The organism is Microbacterium plantarum, from assembly GCF_035231185.1.
Taxonomy (GTDB): domain Bacteria; phylum Actinomycetota; class Actinomycetes; order Actinomycetales; family Microbacteriaceae; genus Microbacterium; species Microbacterium plantarum.
This window is the reverse complement of record NZ_CP141117.1, coordinates 3,288,255-3,304,023: the sequence shown is the minus strand read 5'-3', so window position 1 is coordinate 3,304,023 and position 15,769 is coordinate 3,288,255. Positions and strand designations below refer to the sequence as shown.

The following is a 15,769-nucleotide window of genomic DNA, read 5'->3' as shown; positions in this document are numbered from 1 at the left end:
CGCGGGCAGGCCGGAGCGGATGCCGCAGGCCGAGGGCCCGCGGCATCCGCTTTGTCCGAGACTGACTCCTGTCGGGATCAGACCGTGGCGCGACGGCGCAGAGCGACGAGGACGAGCCCCATCAGCGTCAGCGCCAGGGCGCCGATGCCGAGAGCCACCGGGGTCTCACCGCCCGTCTTGGCGAGCATCAGCGGGCGAGCCGACGCTGCCGAAGCCGACGTGCCGACCACAGCGGTGTCCGTCATGCTCGACGTGGTCGGAACCGCGGGGGCTTCGCCGTTGCCATCCGTGCCGGGCGTGGTGCCGGGGTCGGTTCCCGGGTCGGTTCCGGGGTCGGTTCCCGGGTCGGTTCCGGGGTCCGTGCCGGGGTCGGTTCCGGGGTCCGTGCCGGGGTCGGTGCCCGGGTCAGTGCCGGGGTCGGTGCCGGGGTCGGTTCCCGGGCCGGCCGGGGTGACGACCTCGGTGGTCGAGTCGCCGATCACCGAGATCGCGTTTCCGGTCAGCGAGATCGGGGCAGTGATCGGGAGCACCAGCTGGGTGCCGCCGAGGATGCTGTCCGAGCCGCTGGTCGACGCGCTGGGCGTGGTGCCCGTCGTGCCGCCGTTGCTGCCGGTGGTGGCGTCTCCGATGACGGAGATGGCGGTGCCGGTCAGGTCGATCGGTGCCGTCACGGGTGCGACGACCTGGGTGCCGCCGAGGATTCCGTCGGTGCCGTCGGTGGTGGCCTCGGGCGTGGTGCCCGTGGTGCCGCCGCCGTTGCCAGCGGTGTTGCTGCCGGTGGTGGTGTCGGTGGTGGCGTCTCCGATGACGGAGATGGCGGTGCCGGTGAGGTCGATCGGTGCCGTCACGGGTGCGACGACCTGGGTGCCGCCGAGGATGCCGTCGGTGCCGTCGGTGGTTGCCTCGGGCGTGGTGCCCGTGGTGCCGCCGCCGTTGCCAGCGGTGTTGTTGCCGGTGGTGGTGTCGGTGGTGGCGTCTCCGATGACGGAGATGGCGGTGCCGGTGAGGTCGATCGGTGCCGTCACGGGTGCGAGCACCTGGGTGCCGCCGAGGATTCCGTCGGTGCCGTCCGTGGTTGCCTCGGGCGCGGTGCCCGTCGTGCCGCCGTTGCCGGCCGTGTTGCCGGTGGTGGTGTCGGTGGTGGCGTCCCCGATGACGGAGACGGCGGTGCCGCTGACCTCGATCGGTGCCGTCACCGGGGCCACGACCTGGGTGCCGCCGAGGACGCTGTCCGAGCCGCCGGTCGACGCGTCAGCCGTCGAACCGCCGTTGCCAGCGCCGTTGCCGCTGGTGGTGGTGTCGCTGGTGGCGTCTCCGATGACCGAGACGGCGGTGCCGCTGACCTCGATCGGCGCCGTCACCGGAGCGACGACCTGGGTGCCGGAGGCGACGCCATCCGACCCGTCCGTTTCGGCAGCGGGTGCGGGAGCGGGCTGCGCCGGAGCGGGAGCCGACTCGGCGGGTGCGCTGCCGCTGTCCGTCGACGACGTGCTGTCGCCGACGACGGCGACGGAGGTGCCCTCGACCGTCACGGGCACGGAAACGCTGATGAGCGCCTGCGACCCCGAGCCGACGCCGTCCGAGCCGCTCGTCGAGCCGCTGGGCGCCGGTGCCGATTCCGGTGCACTCGAGCCTGACGTCGAGCTGTCCGCATCACCGAGGACGGCGACCGATGTTCCGCTGACCGTGATCGGGGCGTCGACGGAGACGATTCCTTGGGTGCCCGAGAGCAGCCCGTCCTCTCCCGTGGTGTCGGCCGCGTGGGCGACCGATGCGCCGAGGATCGTGATCCCCCCGGCGACGAGCGTGCCCCAGATGGCACGCGAGACGATGGTGTTCATGATTGTTCTCTCCTTGAGAATGACGAATGGATGGCGCTGCGCGCCGATGGTCGTGCCGCTCGAGCGCGGCCGGCCGTTCGTCAGTCAGGAGAGACGTCGGTGGGGTAGACGGGCGAGATCGGGCCCGTCGAGTTCGTGAGGCGTCCGCGGCGTCCGGGGAGCAGGAACGCTGCTCCGGCGAATGCGAACAGGGCTGCGGCGATACCGCCTCCGGCAGCGGCGGCGCCGGCCGAGGCCGCGCCCGGAGCGCTGACGGCGAGGCCACCCGACGCCGGTGCGCCCAGAGCGAGCGCATGACCCGCGACGGCGGGTGCCGCGCTGGCCGCCGCGGCGAACAGTTCGGATGAGGGCGCGAGAACCTCGGCCGACGTCGCCAGGACGCCGAAAATGCCGAATGGGCCGTCGGTCGACGTGGACGTAGCCAGGTCGCGTGCCAGACCGAGGGCGACGGCGGAAAGCGCGTCCAGCGGCGAGCTGGTGGCGATTCCGGGCTCCGGCGTCTCGCCGGGAAGCAGGGGGACGAACGGCTGCGAGCCGCCGGGTACAACGGCATCCGTGATCGGGACGATGACGGGAGTCAGCGCGTCCGTGACGGGCGCGAGGGCATCGGTCACCGGAGCGAGCACCGCCACGACGGGTGCCAGGGCGCCGTCGAGGATGCCGAGCACGGGAGTCACGGGGGCGCCGACGGCATCGGTCACCGGAGACAGTGAGCCGACGATCGGTGCGACGACAGGCGCGAGGTTCTCCGTGACGGGCGCCGCGACATCCGAAACGGGCTCGACCACGTCTGCGACCGGCTGCACAGCCGGTGCGACGACGTTCTGCGCGACGGGCTCGACCACCTCGCGGACGACCGGTTCGACGACCGGCGCGACGGCGGGAGGGGCCGACTGCACGACGGGGGCGACAGCCTGCACGACGGGATCTGCGACGCGGGCCACAGGCTGGACGACAGTGTCGAGCACCGGAGCGACGACGTCTTCGACGGCACGGTCGACCGGGTCGGTGACGGCGGAGACGATGCCCTGCAGGGGCCCAGTCTCTTCGTCGGCCGCGTAGCTCGCGGGCGCGAGTGCGAGGGAGAGCGCCGTCCAGGCGAAGGCGAGACCGACGCCGGTGCCGAGGATCGGCACCCAGCGAGGCGCACGGCGGTGCTGGGCCATGACGAGCGATCACCTCCCCCGAGAGCGTCGACATCGTTCGCACGGGAGACCCCGTGCCGTCGGGTACTGCTTGGCGAAGAAAGATACTCCTGTCTCGGGCGACTGTCTAGGGTTCCGCTGAGTTCGTCATGAGCCCGTCCTGAGGATGCCGCGCCGGGGGCGCGGAGTCGACTTGACAAGGCGGGCGTTTTACACAAGTGAGTCCCCAGATGAACAACCTTCAAGTGAGACTTCAACCACGATCTTCATCCACAGGTTGGGGAAACTTAAACCCCTGATCAACGGCTAATTACTCGTAGACTTTCCACGTATCCCCGGGCGTTTTCCACAGGACTTCTTCACAACCGTCGCGGCGTTTCCCGCATCCTCTCCACAGAGTTATCCACAGGCCGGTTTGCGGGTGTCGGATGCCCTCCATACCGTGTACTCCGGCTCGGTCACAGGCCAGGATGCGGGGGTGCGGATGTCGATCGCGGACATCTCTGACGACAGGCTCGGCGGACGGCGCGAACCCGATCGCACCCCGCCGCACGACATGCTCGCCGAGCAGAGCACGCTCGGCGGAATGCTGCTGTCGAAGGATGCCGTCGCCGACGTCATCGAGACGCTCCGGGGCACCGACTTCTACGTGCCGAAGCACGAGCTCATCTACGAGGCGCTGCTCTCGCTGTACTCCCATGGTGAGCCGACCGATGTTGTGGCCGTCACCGACGAGCTCATCAAGAACGGCGAGCTGCAGCGCGCTGGCGGGGCCGACTATCTGCACACGCTGACCTCCATCGTCCCGACCGCGGCGAACGCCGGCTACTACGCGACGATCGTCAACGAGCGCGCCCTGCTGCGCCGCCTCGTCGAGGCCGGAACCCGCATCGTCCAGATGGGCTACAACGGCCAGGGCGACGCGGTCGACCTCGTCAACAACGCACAGGCCGAGATCTACTCGGTCACCGGTGCGGAGAAGGCCGAGGACTACGTCCCCCTCGAGGTCGCCGTCACCGCTGCCATCGACGACATCGAAGCCGCACGTGGTCGCGATGGCCAGATGACCGGCATCCCGACCGGCTTCTCCGGGCTCGACCAGCTGACCAACGGCCTGCATCCCGGTCAGATGATCGTCGTCGCGGCGCGTCCCGCCATGGGTAAGTCGACGCTCGCGCTCGACTTCGCCCGCGCCGCCGCGATCAAGAACAACTCGCCCACGATCTTCTTCTCGCTCGAGATGGGGCGCAGCGAGATCGCGATGCGCCTCATGAGCGCCGAGGGCGCCGTGCCGCTGCAGTCGATGCGCAAGGGAACCCTCGACTCACGCGACTGGACCACCGTCGCCGCGACGCGTGGCCGCATCAACGACGCTCCGCTCTACATCGACGACAGCCCCAATATGACGCTCGTCGAGATCCGCGCGAAGTGCCGCCGCCTCAAGCAGCGCGTGGGCCTCAAGATGGTCGTGATCGACTACCTGCAGCTGATGACCAGCGGTAAGCGCGTCGAGTCGCGTCAGCAGGAGGTCTCGGAGTTCTCGCGTGCGCTCAAGCTGCTCGCGAAGGAGCTGCAGGTTCCCGTCATCGCGCTGTCGCAGCTGAACCGTGGTGCCGAGCAGCGTGCCGACAAGAAGCCGGCGATCAGCGACCTGCGTGAGTCGGGCTCGATCGAGCAGGATGCCGACATCGTCATCCTGCTGCACCGCGAGGCGGCCTACGAGAAGGACAGCCCCCGTGCCGGCGAGGCCGACCTCATCGTCGCGAAGCACCGCAACGGTCCGACCGACACGGTGACGGTGGCGTTCCAGGGTCACTTCTCGCGGTTCACCGACATGGCCGTGGGGATGGACTGAACGGTCAGCCGACGACCGTTATAGTCCAGTGCGCGGAATCACGCGCATCCGCCCTCGGCCCGTTGGGAGCCTGATGCCGTTCCGCAGTAAAGAGACGCTCGAGCGCTGGCTCGGCGAGTTCCACGAGCAGCGGGGAGCGGGTGAGCTCATCCGCGTCCTCGTGCAGGACGGTTCGGAGGGATCGGACACGGGGCTCGTCGTCGTGCCCCTCGCGAACTCCTCCGTGTCGGTGTTCATGGAGCCCATCGAGATCGGCGATGCCCGCTGGCGGATCACCATCGAACCGCAGCCCGACTTCACCATTCTCAGCAGCTTCCAGATGCACTCGCTCGCGGCCGAGTTCACCGTCGCCGCCGAGCTCTGCACGTTCCTCGAGGCGAAGTCGATCGGTCACGACGAAGGCGACCTCGACGAGTCGTGACACCTCGCCATCATGGCGTCCGCTGGCGCGAGCGCAGCCGGCTGGTTCGGATGCTGCGCCTGTGGCGCACCCGCAATCCGATGACGTTCCGTGAGAAGGTGCGGTACAAGATGCTGCGCGACCGCCGCAGCCTCATCGTCACCTTCGCGGACAAGGCCGCTGTGCGCGACTACGTCGCCGCGGTCATCGGCGAGCAGTACCTGCCCCGCGCCTACGCGATCATCGAAGATCCGCAGAGCCTGCTGGACCTCGACTGGCCCGATGCCTACGTCGTGAAGCCGACGCACGGGAGCGGCGCTGCGATCGTCGTGTCCGCCGCCGCCTCCGCGGATGCCCGGCTTCCGGAAGCGCGCTGGGGCTGGGTCTATCGGCACGTGCGTCCGGAGTTCGCGAACCCGCACGACCTCGCGGCGATCGCCGCGGGCTGGCTCGCCAAGCTCTACGGTCAGGGCCCGAATCGCGAGTGGGTCTACGGACAGGTGCCGCGCCGAGTCATCGTCGAGGAGTTCCTGGTCGGTGCCGACGGCGGCATCCCGGACGACTACAAGTTCTTCGTCTTCCATGGGCGATGCCACTTCATCCAGGTCGACGGCGGACGCTTCGGCGGTCGCACGCAGGACTTCTTCCGACCCGACTGGAGCCGCATCCCGATGAGTGGCGGCCCGCCCTGGGCTGATCCCGAGCGCTCGCGGCCGGCGCATCTCGACGAGATGATCAGCATCGCCGAGCGGCTCGGCGAGGGCACCGACTTCGTGCGCGTCGATCTGTACGACGTCGACGGTCGCGTGGTCTTCGGCGAGCTCACGAGCTTCCCCGCCGGCGGCGACAGCCCGTTCGATCCGGAGTCGTACAACACCGAGTTCGGCCGCCCCTGGACAGTGCCGCGGCGCTACCGCTGACGTCGTGCCTCACCCGTGCGCCGGATGCTCGCGCGCGAGGGTTCCGCCGTACGGCGGAGGCGCGGCCCACTCAGCCCGCATAGCGTCGTATCCATGAGCACTGCCCTCGCCAACCAGCCCGCCGACCGTGCGACGCGAGAGGCGTCCCGCCTGCAAACGGCGAGGACCTGGCTGCCGGTCGGATCGGCCATCGCGCTGCTGGCTCTCATCGCCTGGGCCATCGTGGCCGGCATGAGCGGGTCGCCCGCCGGGATCATCGCGTCGACGTCGGGTGCCGTGGCCGTCACGGTCGCGTGGAGCACGGGCCTCGTCGGCATCACCGCGCGCCTGCGTCAACTCGACGAAGCGCGGGCTTCGTAGCCGACGAGTGAGAGGAGGCTGCGCAGCCCGGCCTCCGTTTCCGACGCTCGTGTGCGTCTGGGCACGGAGGTGAGGCTACCGCCTCGCCCGCGGTCGGCCGCGCGGTCGGGGTCTGGGCTCATCCGCGGGTCTGCTGTCAACCCGCTACGGGTTTCGGGATTCCGCGATCTAACGTTCGCGGAATGAGCAAGACCGATACCCCCGTGCCCACTCGCCTTCGGCGAGGAATCGGCGGACCGCTGCTGTTCGCTTTCATCCTCGGTGACGTTCTGGGTGCAGGTGTCTATGCACTGATGGGGGTGCTGGCCGAGCGTGTCGGCGGAATGCTGTGGGCGCCCCTCCTCGCCGCCCTCGTGCTCGCGCTGCTCACCGCCGGGTCGTACGCCGAGCTGGTGACGAAGTACCCGCGGGCCGGCGGCGCGGCCGTCTTCGCCGAGCGCGCGTTCAAGAACAGGCTCGTGTCGTTCCTCGTCGGCTTCTGCATGCTGGCCGCGGGTGTCGTGAGCGCGGCGGGGCTGTCGATCGCCTTCGCCGGTCAGTACTTGCAGACGTTCGTCGAGGTTCCCGTGGTGCCGGTCGCCATCGTGTTCCTCGCCGTGCTCGCGGCTCTCAATGCCCGCGGCATCCGGGAGTCGATGGGCGCGAACTTCGTCATGACCGCCATCGAGGTCTCCGGGCTGGTGATCGTCGTGGTCGTGGTCGGGTTCCTCCTCGCCGGCGGTGGCGGGGATGTCTCGCGCGTCACGCAGGTGCCCGAGGGCACCGGCGTCGCGTCGGCCGTGCTCGCCGGAGCGATCATCGCGTATTACTCCTTCGTGGGCTTCGAGACGTCGGCGAACATGATCGAAGAGGTCAAGGAACCCTCGAAGATGTACCCGCGAGCGCTGTTCGCCGCTCTCGGTGCAGCCGGGCTGGTCTACGTGCTGGTCGGCCTCGCGAGCAGCATCGCTCTGCCGCCCGAAGAATTGTCGAGCTCGAGCGGCCCCCTCCTCGCTGTCGTCGAAGCGAGCGGCGTCGCCATCCCCTCGTGGCTGTTCAGCCTCATCGCGCTCATCGCCGTCGCCAACGGTGCGCTGCTGACGATGATCATGGCGAGCCGTCTCACGTATGGCATGGCAGAGCAGGGGCTGCTGCCGCGCGCTCTGTCGCGGGTGCTGCCCGGGCGGCAGACGCCGTGGGTGGCGATCCTCGCCACGACGCTCGTCGCGATGCTGCTGACGCTCGTGGGCGACCTGGCGCTGCTCGCCGAGACGGTCGTCCTGCTGCTGCTCTTCGTCTTCCTGAGCGCGAACATCTCGGTGCTCGTCCTGCGCCGCGACCGCGTCGATCACGATCACTTCCGCGTCTGGACGTTCGTTCCCGTGCTCGGCGTCGCGTCCTGCCTGTTGCTGCTGAGCCAGCAGACCCTCCGGGTATGGATCTTCGGCGCCATCCTCATCGTGGTCGGCGTCGGGCTGTACTTCCTGGCCCGGTGGGCGCGTGGTCGCGGGGAGCTTCCGTCGTGACCGCAGCAGATCTCCTCGGCTGTAAGCCGGCTCAGGCCGGATGCCGCTTGAGCAGCTTCGCCGCGACGATCATCGCGCCGCCGAGCACGGCGGGGATGCCGCCGCCCGGGTGGACCGAGGCGCCGACCCGCCAGAGCCAGGGTGCGCGGAGGTCGTGCTGCGCGGGCTGGTGCAGCGGGCCGCTCATCCACAGCGGTCGCGATGCGCCGTAGAGGGCGCCGTGGGGCTCGCCGAACGAGCCGAAGTAGCGGGGGTCGAGCACGGTCGTCTCGGTCATCGCATCGGTGAGGAGTCCGTCGAGGCCCATGGCGCGCGAGATGCGCTCGATCTCGCGCGTCACGAACGGGTGGTCGAGCGAGTAGCCCTGGCCATCGGCGGGGCTGGTCAGCAGGACGGCGAGCGTGCTGCGGTCGTTCGGGTAGATCTCGCCGGCACGGTAGTGGTTGACGAACGCCATCGTGTCGGCGGGCTCGTCGCCCGCGGCGAGACTGCGGTGCAGGGCAGCGGGCTTCGTCGGCAGGATGACGCTGTGCGCGGCGATCCGCTCGGGGAGAGGCTTCTCGAGCACACCGTAGACCGCGACGGCCGAGCACGACAGCGACGGCGAACCGGGAATGAGGCGCCGCTGCCCCAGCAGCCCGTCGAGTCGTGACGCGTCGAGACCGCTGACGACGACATCCGCCTCGTGCACATCGCGCTCGGTCGTGACCCGCCCGCGTTCGATGCGCGTGACGCGCTCGCCGGTGCGGATCTCGACGCCCGCGGCATCCGCCAGCCGCTGCAGGGCGACGACGATCTCGAACACCCCGCCACGGGGCACCCAGACCCCGTCGGCGGCCATGACGGCGGGCATGCTCGCGTACAACGCCGGGGTGCGGGAGGGGGAGACGCCGGCGTTGAGGGTGTGGATCGCGATGATCTCGCGCAGTCCCTCGGGCATCCAGGTGAGGCTGTCGAGGTAGGCGCGGGTGCTGAGGCGTCGACCGTACACGGCGAGCAACCGCTGCAGCGCGGGCAGCGACGCGCGATCGAGCGGGTCGGCGACGAGCAGCGCGGCGACGTCGCCCGCGAGGGGTGCGTGCTCGTCGCTGAATCGCTTCCATGCCGGGTACCAGGGGTGCCCTTCCGGCACGGGCAGCGACACCTCTTCGCCCCGGTAGTAGTAGCGGCCGACCTCATCGAGACGGACGAGGTCGAGCCCACCGGCATCCGTGCCCGTTCGCGGCCCGGCGCCCAACCGGCGCAGCAGCTCATCCCAGACGGACGGGAAGGTGACGAGGGATGGTCCCGTGTCGATGCGCTCGCCGTCGAGCTCGATGCGCCGGCTCTTGCCGCCGACGGTCTCGGCCGCTTCGAGCAGCGTCACGCGGTGGCCGGCGTGGGCGAGCAGGGCGGATGCCGCGAGCCCGCCGAGGCCCGCGCCGACGACGACGATGCGGCTCATGGATAGATCCCCAGGAACATGGCGGCGAGCAGCAGCCCGCTCGCGACCGATCCCGCGATGTACGGGAAGGCGACGGACAGCGGATACAGCCTGCGGCCGGTCGCGGGTGTCGGGCGCAGCAGCATCCAGGCGACGAGGGTCCCGGCGAGGGCGAGGTTGACGAGCGCGACGGGCACGCTGACGAGCGCGAAGAGCGCGGTCGAGATGAGCCACCAGGCGCCACTCCACAGGGCGGTGCCGCGCGGGCCGAGCAGTACCGCGGTGGTGGTGATGCCCGCCTCGCGGTCTTCCTCGATGTCCTGCACGGCGTCGTAGGCGTGCTTCGCGACGCTCCAGGCGAGCAGCCCGACGACGGCGGGCCAGACCGGCGGTGCCTCGAGGGCGACCGGCAGGATCAGCAGCGGCAGGCCGTAGGCGGCGTTGCTCAGCGAATCGAGGAACGGTCGCGCCTTGAACCGCAGCGGTGGGGCGGAGTAGAAGACGAACACGCCCGCGTAGAGCAGGATCAGCCCGACGGCGGCGAGCGGAAGCGCGATGACGAAATAGATCAGGAACGGGATGTTGGTGACCGCCACCGCCCATGCGATGAGCTTCACCTCGCGCGGCTCGATGCGCGCGCCCTCGATCGAACCCTTGCGCGGGTTCAGCGCATCCGTGTCCTGGTCGAAGATGTCGTTCACGCCGTAGATCAGCAAGTTGAACGGCAGCGTCAGCCAGATCAGCAGCGGGATCGCGGCGACGTCGATGAGCTGACCGGTCAGCCACATGCCGAGCGCGCCGGTGCCGATCGTGTTGATCCACAGAACGGGCCGCGAGATGTGGACGAGGCGCGCAAGCGCCGATGTCGGACGGGTGATGGCGTCGCTCCTGGGTTCGGGTGTCGTCACTATCTCACCATCGGCCGAATGGTGGTGAATCCGCCGTCGACCGGGATCACCTGGCCGGTGATGCGAGATGCGTCGGACGAGAGCAGCCAATCCATGACCGCGGCGACCTCGTCGGCAGACTGCACGCCGCCGAGCGGGTACTGCTTCTCGGCGCTCTCGCGCAGCATGGGCGCCGAGAGCATGCCGGCGGTCAGAGGGGTGTCGGTTATACCGGGTGCGACGGCGTTCACGCGGATGCCGCGAGCGGCGTAGGTCGCGGCGGCGCTGCGGACCAGCGCCTCGACGCCGCCCTTCGCCGCGGCGATCACCTCGTGGTTGGCGACGCCGATGCGGGCGACGACCGAACTGGCGAACACCGCGGCGCCCGGCGCCTTGCCCGTCGCCCCGAGCCAGGCGTGCAGCATCCAGAGGCTGCTCTCGAGGTTGACGCGCAGCACGTCGCGGGCGTCCTCGGTCTTCGTCCGGTGCAGCGGCGTGATGAGGGTGCTGCCGACCGCGTGAGCCAGGAGCGCGGGTGCCCCGCCGAGCTCGTCGCGGCACTCCGCGAACGCCCGCGCGGCACCCTCGGGTGTCGTGACGTCGGTCTCGATGTGCGCGTCGGCGTCGACGTCTGCGAGGGAGGCGGTATCCCGGCCGACGGCGGCGACACGCAGGCCGCGGGCGCGCAGGCGTGCGACGAGCGCGCGGCCCACCCCGCCTCGGGCGCCGGTGACCAGCGCGATGTCGTTCTGTGCGGCGTTCCCGTCGGTCATCGGATTCCCCCCGGTGCGGTGACGTCGCCGCGCCGGATGGCGTCGGCGCGGTCGCGGATCTGATCGATCTCGTCGTCGCCCAGGCGGCCCAGGTTCTTCACCTGCAGCGCCATGCGGTGGTTCTCGGCGAGGGGCGCCTCGTGCCGGATGAGGTAGTCCCAGTAGAGAGTGGTGAAGGGGCAGGCATCCTCGCCGATCCGCTTCGCCGGGTCGAACGGGCACGTCTTGCAGTACGGGCTCATGCGATCGATGTACTTGCCGGTCGCGGCGTACGGCTTGCTGCCCATGAGCCCGCCGTCGGCGTACTGGCTCATCCCGAGCGTGTTCGGAAGCTCGGCCCACTCGACCGCGTCGACGTAGACGGCGAGGTACCAGGCGTGCACCTCGCGCGGGTCGACACCGAGCAGCATCGCGTAGAGCCCCGTGACCATGAGGCGCTGGATGTGGTGCGCGTACCCGTTCTCGAGTGTCGTGTCGATGGCATCCTTCAGGCACGCCATCGGCGTATCGCCCGTCCAGTACCAGTCGGGCAGCGGCTCGAACGCCTCGAACGCGTTCCGCTGGATGTAGCCGGGCATCTGCGTCCAGTAGATGCCGCGCACGTACTCGCGCCAGCCGAGGATCTGCCGGATGAACCCCTCGACCGCCGCAAGAGGCGCACGTTGCGACCGGTAGGCCTCCTCGGCGGCCGCGACGACCTCGCGAGGATGCAGCAGCTTCAGGTTCATCGACGATGACAGGTGCGCGTGCCACAGCCAGGGCTCGCCCGGCCACATCGCGTCCTGCGCATCGCCGAAGCCCGGCAGCCGCTCGTCGATGAAGAGGTCGAGCGCTTCGAGCGCCTGCGCGCGAGTGACCGGCCACGCGAACGTGTCGAGCGAACCGGGGTGCTCGGCGAACTCCGTGTCGACGAGCGCGATCACCTCGCGCGTGATCTCATCGGGCGCGAAGGTCGCGCGGGGCGGCACGAGACCGGGACCCTGCTTCGGGAACGCCTTGCGGTTGTCGGCGTCGTAGTTCCATTCGCCGCCGACGGGCTGCCCGCGCCCGGTCATGAGGATGCCGTGCCGCTTGCGCATCTCGCGGTAGAAGTACTCCATCCGCAGGGTCGCCCGGCCCTCGGCGTGCTCGGCGAACTCGGCGATGGTCGAGAAGAAGTGCCGGTCGATGCGGATGTCGAGCGGGATGCCGGCGGCATCCGCCGTCTGCTGCAGCGCTTCGCGCACGCGCCACTCGCCGGGCTCGGTCATCACGAGCGCCTCGGGCTTCAGCTTCTCCAGGTCGGCGGCGAGCTGGCCGGCGAATGTGCCCGAGTTCCCCCGTGCGTCGAGCTCCGCGTAGTGCAGGGTGTGCCCGGCGTCGCGCTGGTCCTCGGCGAAGTGGCGCATCGCGGCGAGGAACACCGCGGTGCGCGGCTTCGAGCTCCAGACGTGGGTGGACTCTTCGGCGACCTCCGCCATCCAGACGGCATCCTGCGCCGGGTCGAAGTCGTCGAAGGCGCTCGCGTCGGGGTCGAGCTGGTCGCCCAGGACGATCACGAGGTTTCGGAGCACGGTGTCAGCGTAGGAAGGGCCTCGGATGCGGCCTATCGGTTGTGCGTGAGGCGGGCCTGCGCTAGTCGTGTGCTTCGCCGAGCAGTCCGCCGAGGAACCGGGCGATCTCGCCCGGCCCGGATGCGTGAGCCGAGGCCTCGACGTCGGGGTTGTAGTTCGTGTTCGTGTTGAGGTCGTAGGTGACGAGTCGCCCCTCGATCGTCTCGACGAACTCGATTCCGGCGATGCGGATGTCGACGGCGCGGAGGAAGTCGCGGTGCTGCACGACCAGGGGATGGTCGGCGGTGATCTCGTCGCGCAGCGCGAAGGGCGGATAGGCCGGGGTGGCGCCCGTGCCCGCGGCGGGGTCGACGACGCACGCATCGGCGGGGCAGAGCTCGAAGCTGCCGGCGCTCGTGTCGACGCGCACGGCGTAGACGAACTCGCCGCCGACGTACTCGGCGCGGGTGACGAACGGCTCACGGGCGAACAGGAACTCCTGGATGAGTGTGATGCCGTCGGGGGATGCCTCGAACTCGGGGCCGTCGACCCAGGCGTCGAACTCGTCGTGGGAGTCCCAGCGGCGGACGCCGAGACCCTTGCCGCCCTGGTTGTGCTTGCTGATGAACGGCACCGGGAACTCGCGTGCGCGCTCCTTCAGGTCACCGGTGCCGAAGACGGCGACGGTGTGCGGGACGTCGATGCCGCTCGTCCGCAGGGCGGCATGCTGGGCGACCTTGCTGACCTCGAACTCGAGGACGTGGCTGCCGCCGATCACCGTGCGGCCCCACGACTCGAGCCAGCGGAGCACCGCGCGGCCGTACTCCTTCGACTGCGCGTGATCGCGCGTGTGCGCCGATGCCGACAGCCGCGACCAGAAGACCCCCTGCGGCGGCTCGGCGGACAGATCGATGGATCCGTCGGTGAGCAGCCACTGCTCTGCGGGGACGTCCTCGGCGGCGAACGCGGCCGCGAAGGGCGCCCACCACTCGGGGTTCTCGTGGATCACGTACACCTTCGGCGACAACGACATCCCGTCAGGCTAAGCCGATCGGGCTGGGTCACGGGCTGCGTGACCGACGATGACGCCCCCTGCTCGGGCATCTGTCAACGGCCCGCGCCGACGTCCGGAATGCGCGCAGACTGGGCGCGTGTCCCGATCGTCCAGCCGCGCAACCGCCCCCACCCCGCCGCCGAAGACGTGCGCGTCGTGCGGTCGCGAGATGCAGTGGCGCGCGAAGTGGGCGAAGAACTGGGACGAGGTCCGCTACTGCTCGGATGCGTGCCGCCGTCGCGGCATCCGAACCGTCGACGCGCAGCTGAGCGAGAAGATCCTCGAGCTGCTGAGCGCTCGCGCCGCGGGGGCGACGATCTGCCCCTCCGAGGCGGCGCGCGCCGTCGGCGGCGAGGAGTGGCGCGACCTGATGGAACCCGCGCGCCGTGCCGCGCGGCGGCTCGTCGCCGGCGGTGAGGTCGAGATCACGCAGCGCGGTGCCGTCGTCGACCCGTCGACGGCGAAGGGGCCGATCCGCATCCGCCGCGCCCGTCGGTAGCCGCGAGGAGCGACTCGCTCTAGCCTGTCGGCATGGCGGACGTCTTCGGCTGGGGCACCATCGTGTTCGTGCTCTCGTTGCCGTTGGTCTTCATCGGCTCCGCGTTCGCGACGCGCCGCCGAGACGAGGCGGATCGGCCGTCGTCAGGAGGTTTGCTCGGTTTCGACGAGCTGTTCCACCCCGCGGCGAACAACGCCCGGCTCACCTGGGAGGTCGAGCAGGAGCTGCCGGTTCCCGCGCCATCGCCGGACAAAGGGCCTGGCGTGATCGACGCCGGGCGCCGGATCGTCATGGAGGTCGACCCGCAGCAGTGACGCCGCCGCTCCGTTAGGCGCCCGCCCGCGCCGCCCACACGTCGAGCGCCCCGTCCCGGGCGGCTTCGGCCGCTCCGGCGACGGCCCCGACCACGACGACGTCGGCGCCGAGATCGGATGCCACGAGCTCGGGCGCCGGCAGGTCGAGGTCGGTGGGGAGGAACCGGCGCGCAGCGGTGACGACTTCCTCGACGCCCGCGGAGATGCCACCCGAGACGACGACGCGCTGTGGGTCGAACATGCTGCCGAGCACGCTGACGATGCGGGCGAGCGTCATTCCGACGCGTTCCGCGATGCGCAGGGCGTCGGCGTCACCGCGGGCGGCCAGCTCGAGCACGATGCGGGCATCGAGATCGGTGGATGCGAGGTCCGAGAGCGGACTCGCGGGCGAGAGCTCGCCGCCCGCGGCGGCTTCCCTCGCCCACTGGACGGCGCGAGTGCCGAGCCCCTCCGCGTTCCCGACCCCCTCGACGTGGTCGAAGGCGACCATCTCGCCCACCCCGCCGTGTCGTCCTCGCAGCAGGTTGCCGTCGACGACGACACCCGCCCCGAGGCGCGTTCCCGCGAGCAGGGCGATGAAGTCGCGGCATCCGGCCGCGGCGCCGACGGAGCCCTCGGCGACGGCGGCCAGCGAGGCGTCGTTGTCGACTCGCACGATCGGCGCCCACGACAGCTCGGCGACGAGGCCGGGGTTCATGCGTGCCCAGAACCCGCGGGGGTGCTCAGGCGAGCGCCCGTCGCCGTCGACGGGTGCCGGCACGCCGACGCACACGGCGAGCACTTCGCCACGCGTTCGCCCGGCGGCGTCGAGTGCCGCGTCGATGACGGCGATGATCCGCCGGGCGCGGGTCCTGGCATCGTCGCCGTCGAGCACGAGAGTCGCGCGCTGCGTGGCGAGGCTGCGCGAGCGGAGGTCTGTCACGGTCGCGGTGAGGTGTACGTGCCCGGCATCCACGCCGACCAGCACGGCAGCATCGTCGCGGAGCGCGAATCGGCGGGCAGGGCGTCCCTTGCGGTAGTCCCCCGCGATGCGTGCGTTGGGGAGCTCTCGCAGCAGCCCGAGCTCGACGAGCGCGTCGAGCGCGTCGATCGTCGTTGAGCGGGTCAGCCCGGTCGCGGCGATGACGTCGGTCGCGGTGAACTCCGCCGAGGTCCAGGCGAAGGCGAGGATCGCGTCGTGGCTCGCGGGGCGCGCGGCCACCGTCGTCATCGTCGTCGACATATGTGTGTTGACCTTTCTGATCCGGCCCTGCCATACTGC

At 70.3% G+C, this 15,769-nt stretch carries 15 protein-coding genes; 7 read left to right on the top strand and 8 right to left on the bottom strand.

Annotated features, from left to right (window positions below):
* Positions 1-77: 77 nt before the first annotated feature.
* Both VC184_RS16075 and VC184_RS16070 read right to left on the bottom strand, forming a co-directional pair.
* Entirely contained in the window at positions 78-1,841 is a 1,764-nt protein-coding gene (locus tag VC184_RS16075; protein ID WP_323986894.1) for a chaplin family protein, read from the bottom strand.
* 80 nt (positions 1,842-1,921) lie between these two features.
* Complete coding sequence (locus VC184_RS16070; protein WP_323986892.1) at positions 1,922-3,007, bottom strand: hypothetical protein; 1,086 nt, start codon at positions 3,005-3,007, stop codon at positions 1,922-1,924.
* A 463-nt stretch (positions 3,008-3,470) separates the two neighbouring features.
* On the opposite strand from VC184_RS16070, the gene dnaB reads away from it, so the two are divergent.
* The 5 genes from dnaB (at position 3,471) to VC184_RS16045 (ending at position 8,026) form a co-directional block, all read left to right on the top strand.
* Positions 3,471-4,841 carry a replicative DNA helicase gene (gene dnaB, locus VC184_RS16065; RefSeq protein WP_036304736.1) on the top strand — a complete coding sequence of 457 codons (1,371 nt, stop codon included), beginning with the start codon at positions 3,471-3,473 and terminating at the stop codon, positions 4,839-4,841.
* Positions 4,842-4,914: 73 nt separating this feature from the next.
* Positions 4,915-5,262, top strand: coding sequence for a hypothetical protein (locus VC184_RS16060; protein WP_274179158.1), 348 nt, complete (start codon positions 4,915-4,917; stop codon positions 5,260-5,262).
* Positions 5,259-6,161, top strand: a complete 903-nt coding sequence (locus tag VC184_RS16055) for an ATP-grasp fold amidoligase family protein (protein ID WP_323986891.1) — start codon at positions 5,259-5,261, stop codon at positions 6,159-6,161. Before VC184_RS16060 ends, VC184_RS16055 begins: the two co-directional genes overlap by 4 nt.
* 93 nt (positions 6,162-6,254) lie before the next feature.
* Positions 6,255-6,521, top strand: coding sequence for a hypothetical protein (locus VC184_RS16050; protein WP_274179160.1), 267 nt, complete (start codon positions 6,255-6,257; stop codon positions 6,519-6,521).
* 182 nt (positions 6,522-6,703) lie between these two features.
* Positions 6,704-8,026 (top strand): APC family permease, encoded by a 1,323-nt coding sequence (locus tag VC184_RS16045; protein WP_274179161.1) that lies wholly within the window; start codon positions 6,704-6,706, stop codon positions 8,024-8,026.
* Positions 8,027-8,057: 31 nt separating this feature from the next.
* Here VC184_RS16045 and VC184_RS16040 read toward each other — a convergent pair whose 3' ends face one another.
* From VC184_RS16040 to VC184_RS16020, 5 genes are all read right to left on the bottom strand, one after another.
* A complete protein-coding gene (locus VC184_RS16040) occupies positions 8,058-9,470 on the bottom strand; it encodes a phytoene desaturase family protein (RefSeq protein ID WP_323986890.1) in 1,413 nt (470 codons plus the stop codon).
* Positions 9,467-10,357 (bottom strand): UbiA family prenyltransferase, encoded by an 891-nt coding sequence (locus VC184_RS16035; protein WP_323986888.1) that lies wholly within the window; start codon positions 10,355-10,357, stop codon positions 9,467-9,469. The genes VC184_RS16040 and VC184_RS16035 overlap by 4 nt, the downstream gene beginning before the upstream one ends.
* Positions 10,357-11,109 (bottom strand): SDR family NAD(P)-dependent oxidoreductase, encoded by a 753-nt coding sequence (locus VC184_RS16030; protein WP_323986886.1) that lies wholly within the window; start codon positions 11,107-11,109, stop codon positions 10,357-10,359. Before VC184_RS16030 ends, VC184_RS16035 begins: the two co-directional genes overlap by 1 nt.
* A complete protein-coding gene (locus VC184_RS16025; protein WP_323986884.1) occupies positions 11,106-12,662 on the bottom strand; it encodes a cryptochrome/photolyase family protein in 1,557 nt (518 codons plus the stop codon). The genes VC184_RS16030 and VC184_RS16025 overlap by 4 nt, the downstream gene beginning before the upstream one ends.
* A gap of 61 nt (positions 12,663-12,723) precedes the next feature.
* On the bottom strand, positions 12,724-13,674 hold the full coding sequence (locus VC184_RS16020; protein WP_323986883.1) for an ATP-grasp domain-containing protein: 951 nt from the start codon (positions 13,672-13,674) through the stop codon (positions 12,724-12,726).
* Between the two features lie 190 nt (positions 13,675-13,864).
* Here VC184_RS16020 and VC184_RS16015 point away from each other — a divergent pair, with 190 nt between their 5' ends.
* Complete coding sequence (locus VC184_RS16015) at positions 13,865-14,194, top strand: DUF3253 domain-containing protein (RefSeq protein WP_323987786.1); 330 nt, start codon at positions 13,865-13,867, stop codon at positions 14,192-14,194.
* A 32-nt stretch (positions 14,195-14,226) separates the two neighbouring features.
* Positions 14,227-14,508 carry a hypothetical protein gene (locus VC184_RS16010; RefSeq protein WP_323986881.1) on the top strand — a complete coding sequence of 94 codons (282 nt, stop codon included), beginning with the start codon at positions 14,227-14,229 and terminating at the stop codon, positions 14,506-14,508.
* A gap of 13 nt (positions 14,509-14,521) precedes the next feature.
* Here the strand turns inward: VC184_RS16010 and VC184_RS16005 are convergent, their stop codons facing one another.
* Positions 14,522-15,718: an ROK family protein gene (locus VC184_RS16005; RefSeq protein ID WP_323986879.1), complete on the bottom strand. Its 1,197-nt coding sequence runs from the start codon at positions 15,716-15,718 to the stop codon at positions 14,522-14,524.
* Positions 15,719-15,769 lie beyond the last annotated feature (51 nt).

Coding starts and splice junctions, on each gene's coding strand:
- VC184_RS16075 (WP_323986894.1), bottom strand. CDS start 1,841: ATGAACACCATCGTCTCGCGTGCCATCTGGGGCACGCTCGTCGCCGGG.
- VC184_RS16070 (WP_323986892.1), bottom strand. CDS start 3,007: ATGGCCCAGCACCGCCGTGCGCCTCGCTGGGTGCCGATCCTCGGCACC.
- dnaB (WP_036304736.1), top strand. CDS start 3,471: ATGTCGATCGCGGACATCTCTGACGACAGGCTCGGCGGACGGCGCGAA.
- VC184_RS16060 (WP_274179158.1), top strand. CDS start 4,915: ATGCCGTTCCGCAGTAAAGAGACGCTCGAGCGCTGGCTCGGCGAGTTC.
- VC184_RS16050 (WP_274179160.1), top strand. CDS start 6,255: ATGAGCACTGCCCTCGCCAACCAGCCCGCCGACCGTGCGACGCGAGAG.
- VC184_RS16045 (WP_274179161.1), top strand. CDS start 6,704: ATGAGCAAGACCGATACCCCCGTGCCCACTCGCCTTCGGCGAGGAATC.
- VC184_RS16040 (WP_323986890.1), bottom strand. CDS start 9,470: ATGAGCCGCATCGTCGTCGTCGGCGCGGGCCTCGGCGGGCTCGCGGCA.
- VC184_RS16030 (WP_323986886.1), bottom strand. CDS start 11,109: ATGACCGACGGGAACGCCGCACAGAACGACATCGCGCTGGTCACCGGC.
- VC184_RS16020 (WP_323986883.1), bottom strand. CDS start 13,674: ATGTCGTTGTCGCCGAAGGTGTACGTGATCCACGAGAACCCCGAGTGG.
- VC184_RS16015 (WP_323987786.1), top strand. CDS start 13,865: ATGCAGTGGCGCGCGAAGTGGGCGAAGAACTGGGACGAGGTCCGCTAC.
- VC184_RS16010 (WP_323986881.1), top strand. CDS start 14,227: ATGGCGGACGTCTTCGGCTGGGGCACCATCGTGTTCGTGCTCTCGTTG.
- VC184_RS16005 (WP_323986879.1), bottom strand. CDS start 15,718: ATGACGACGGTGGCCGCGCGCCCCGCGAGCCACGACGCGATCCTCGCC.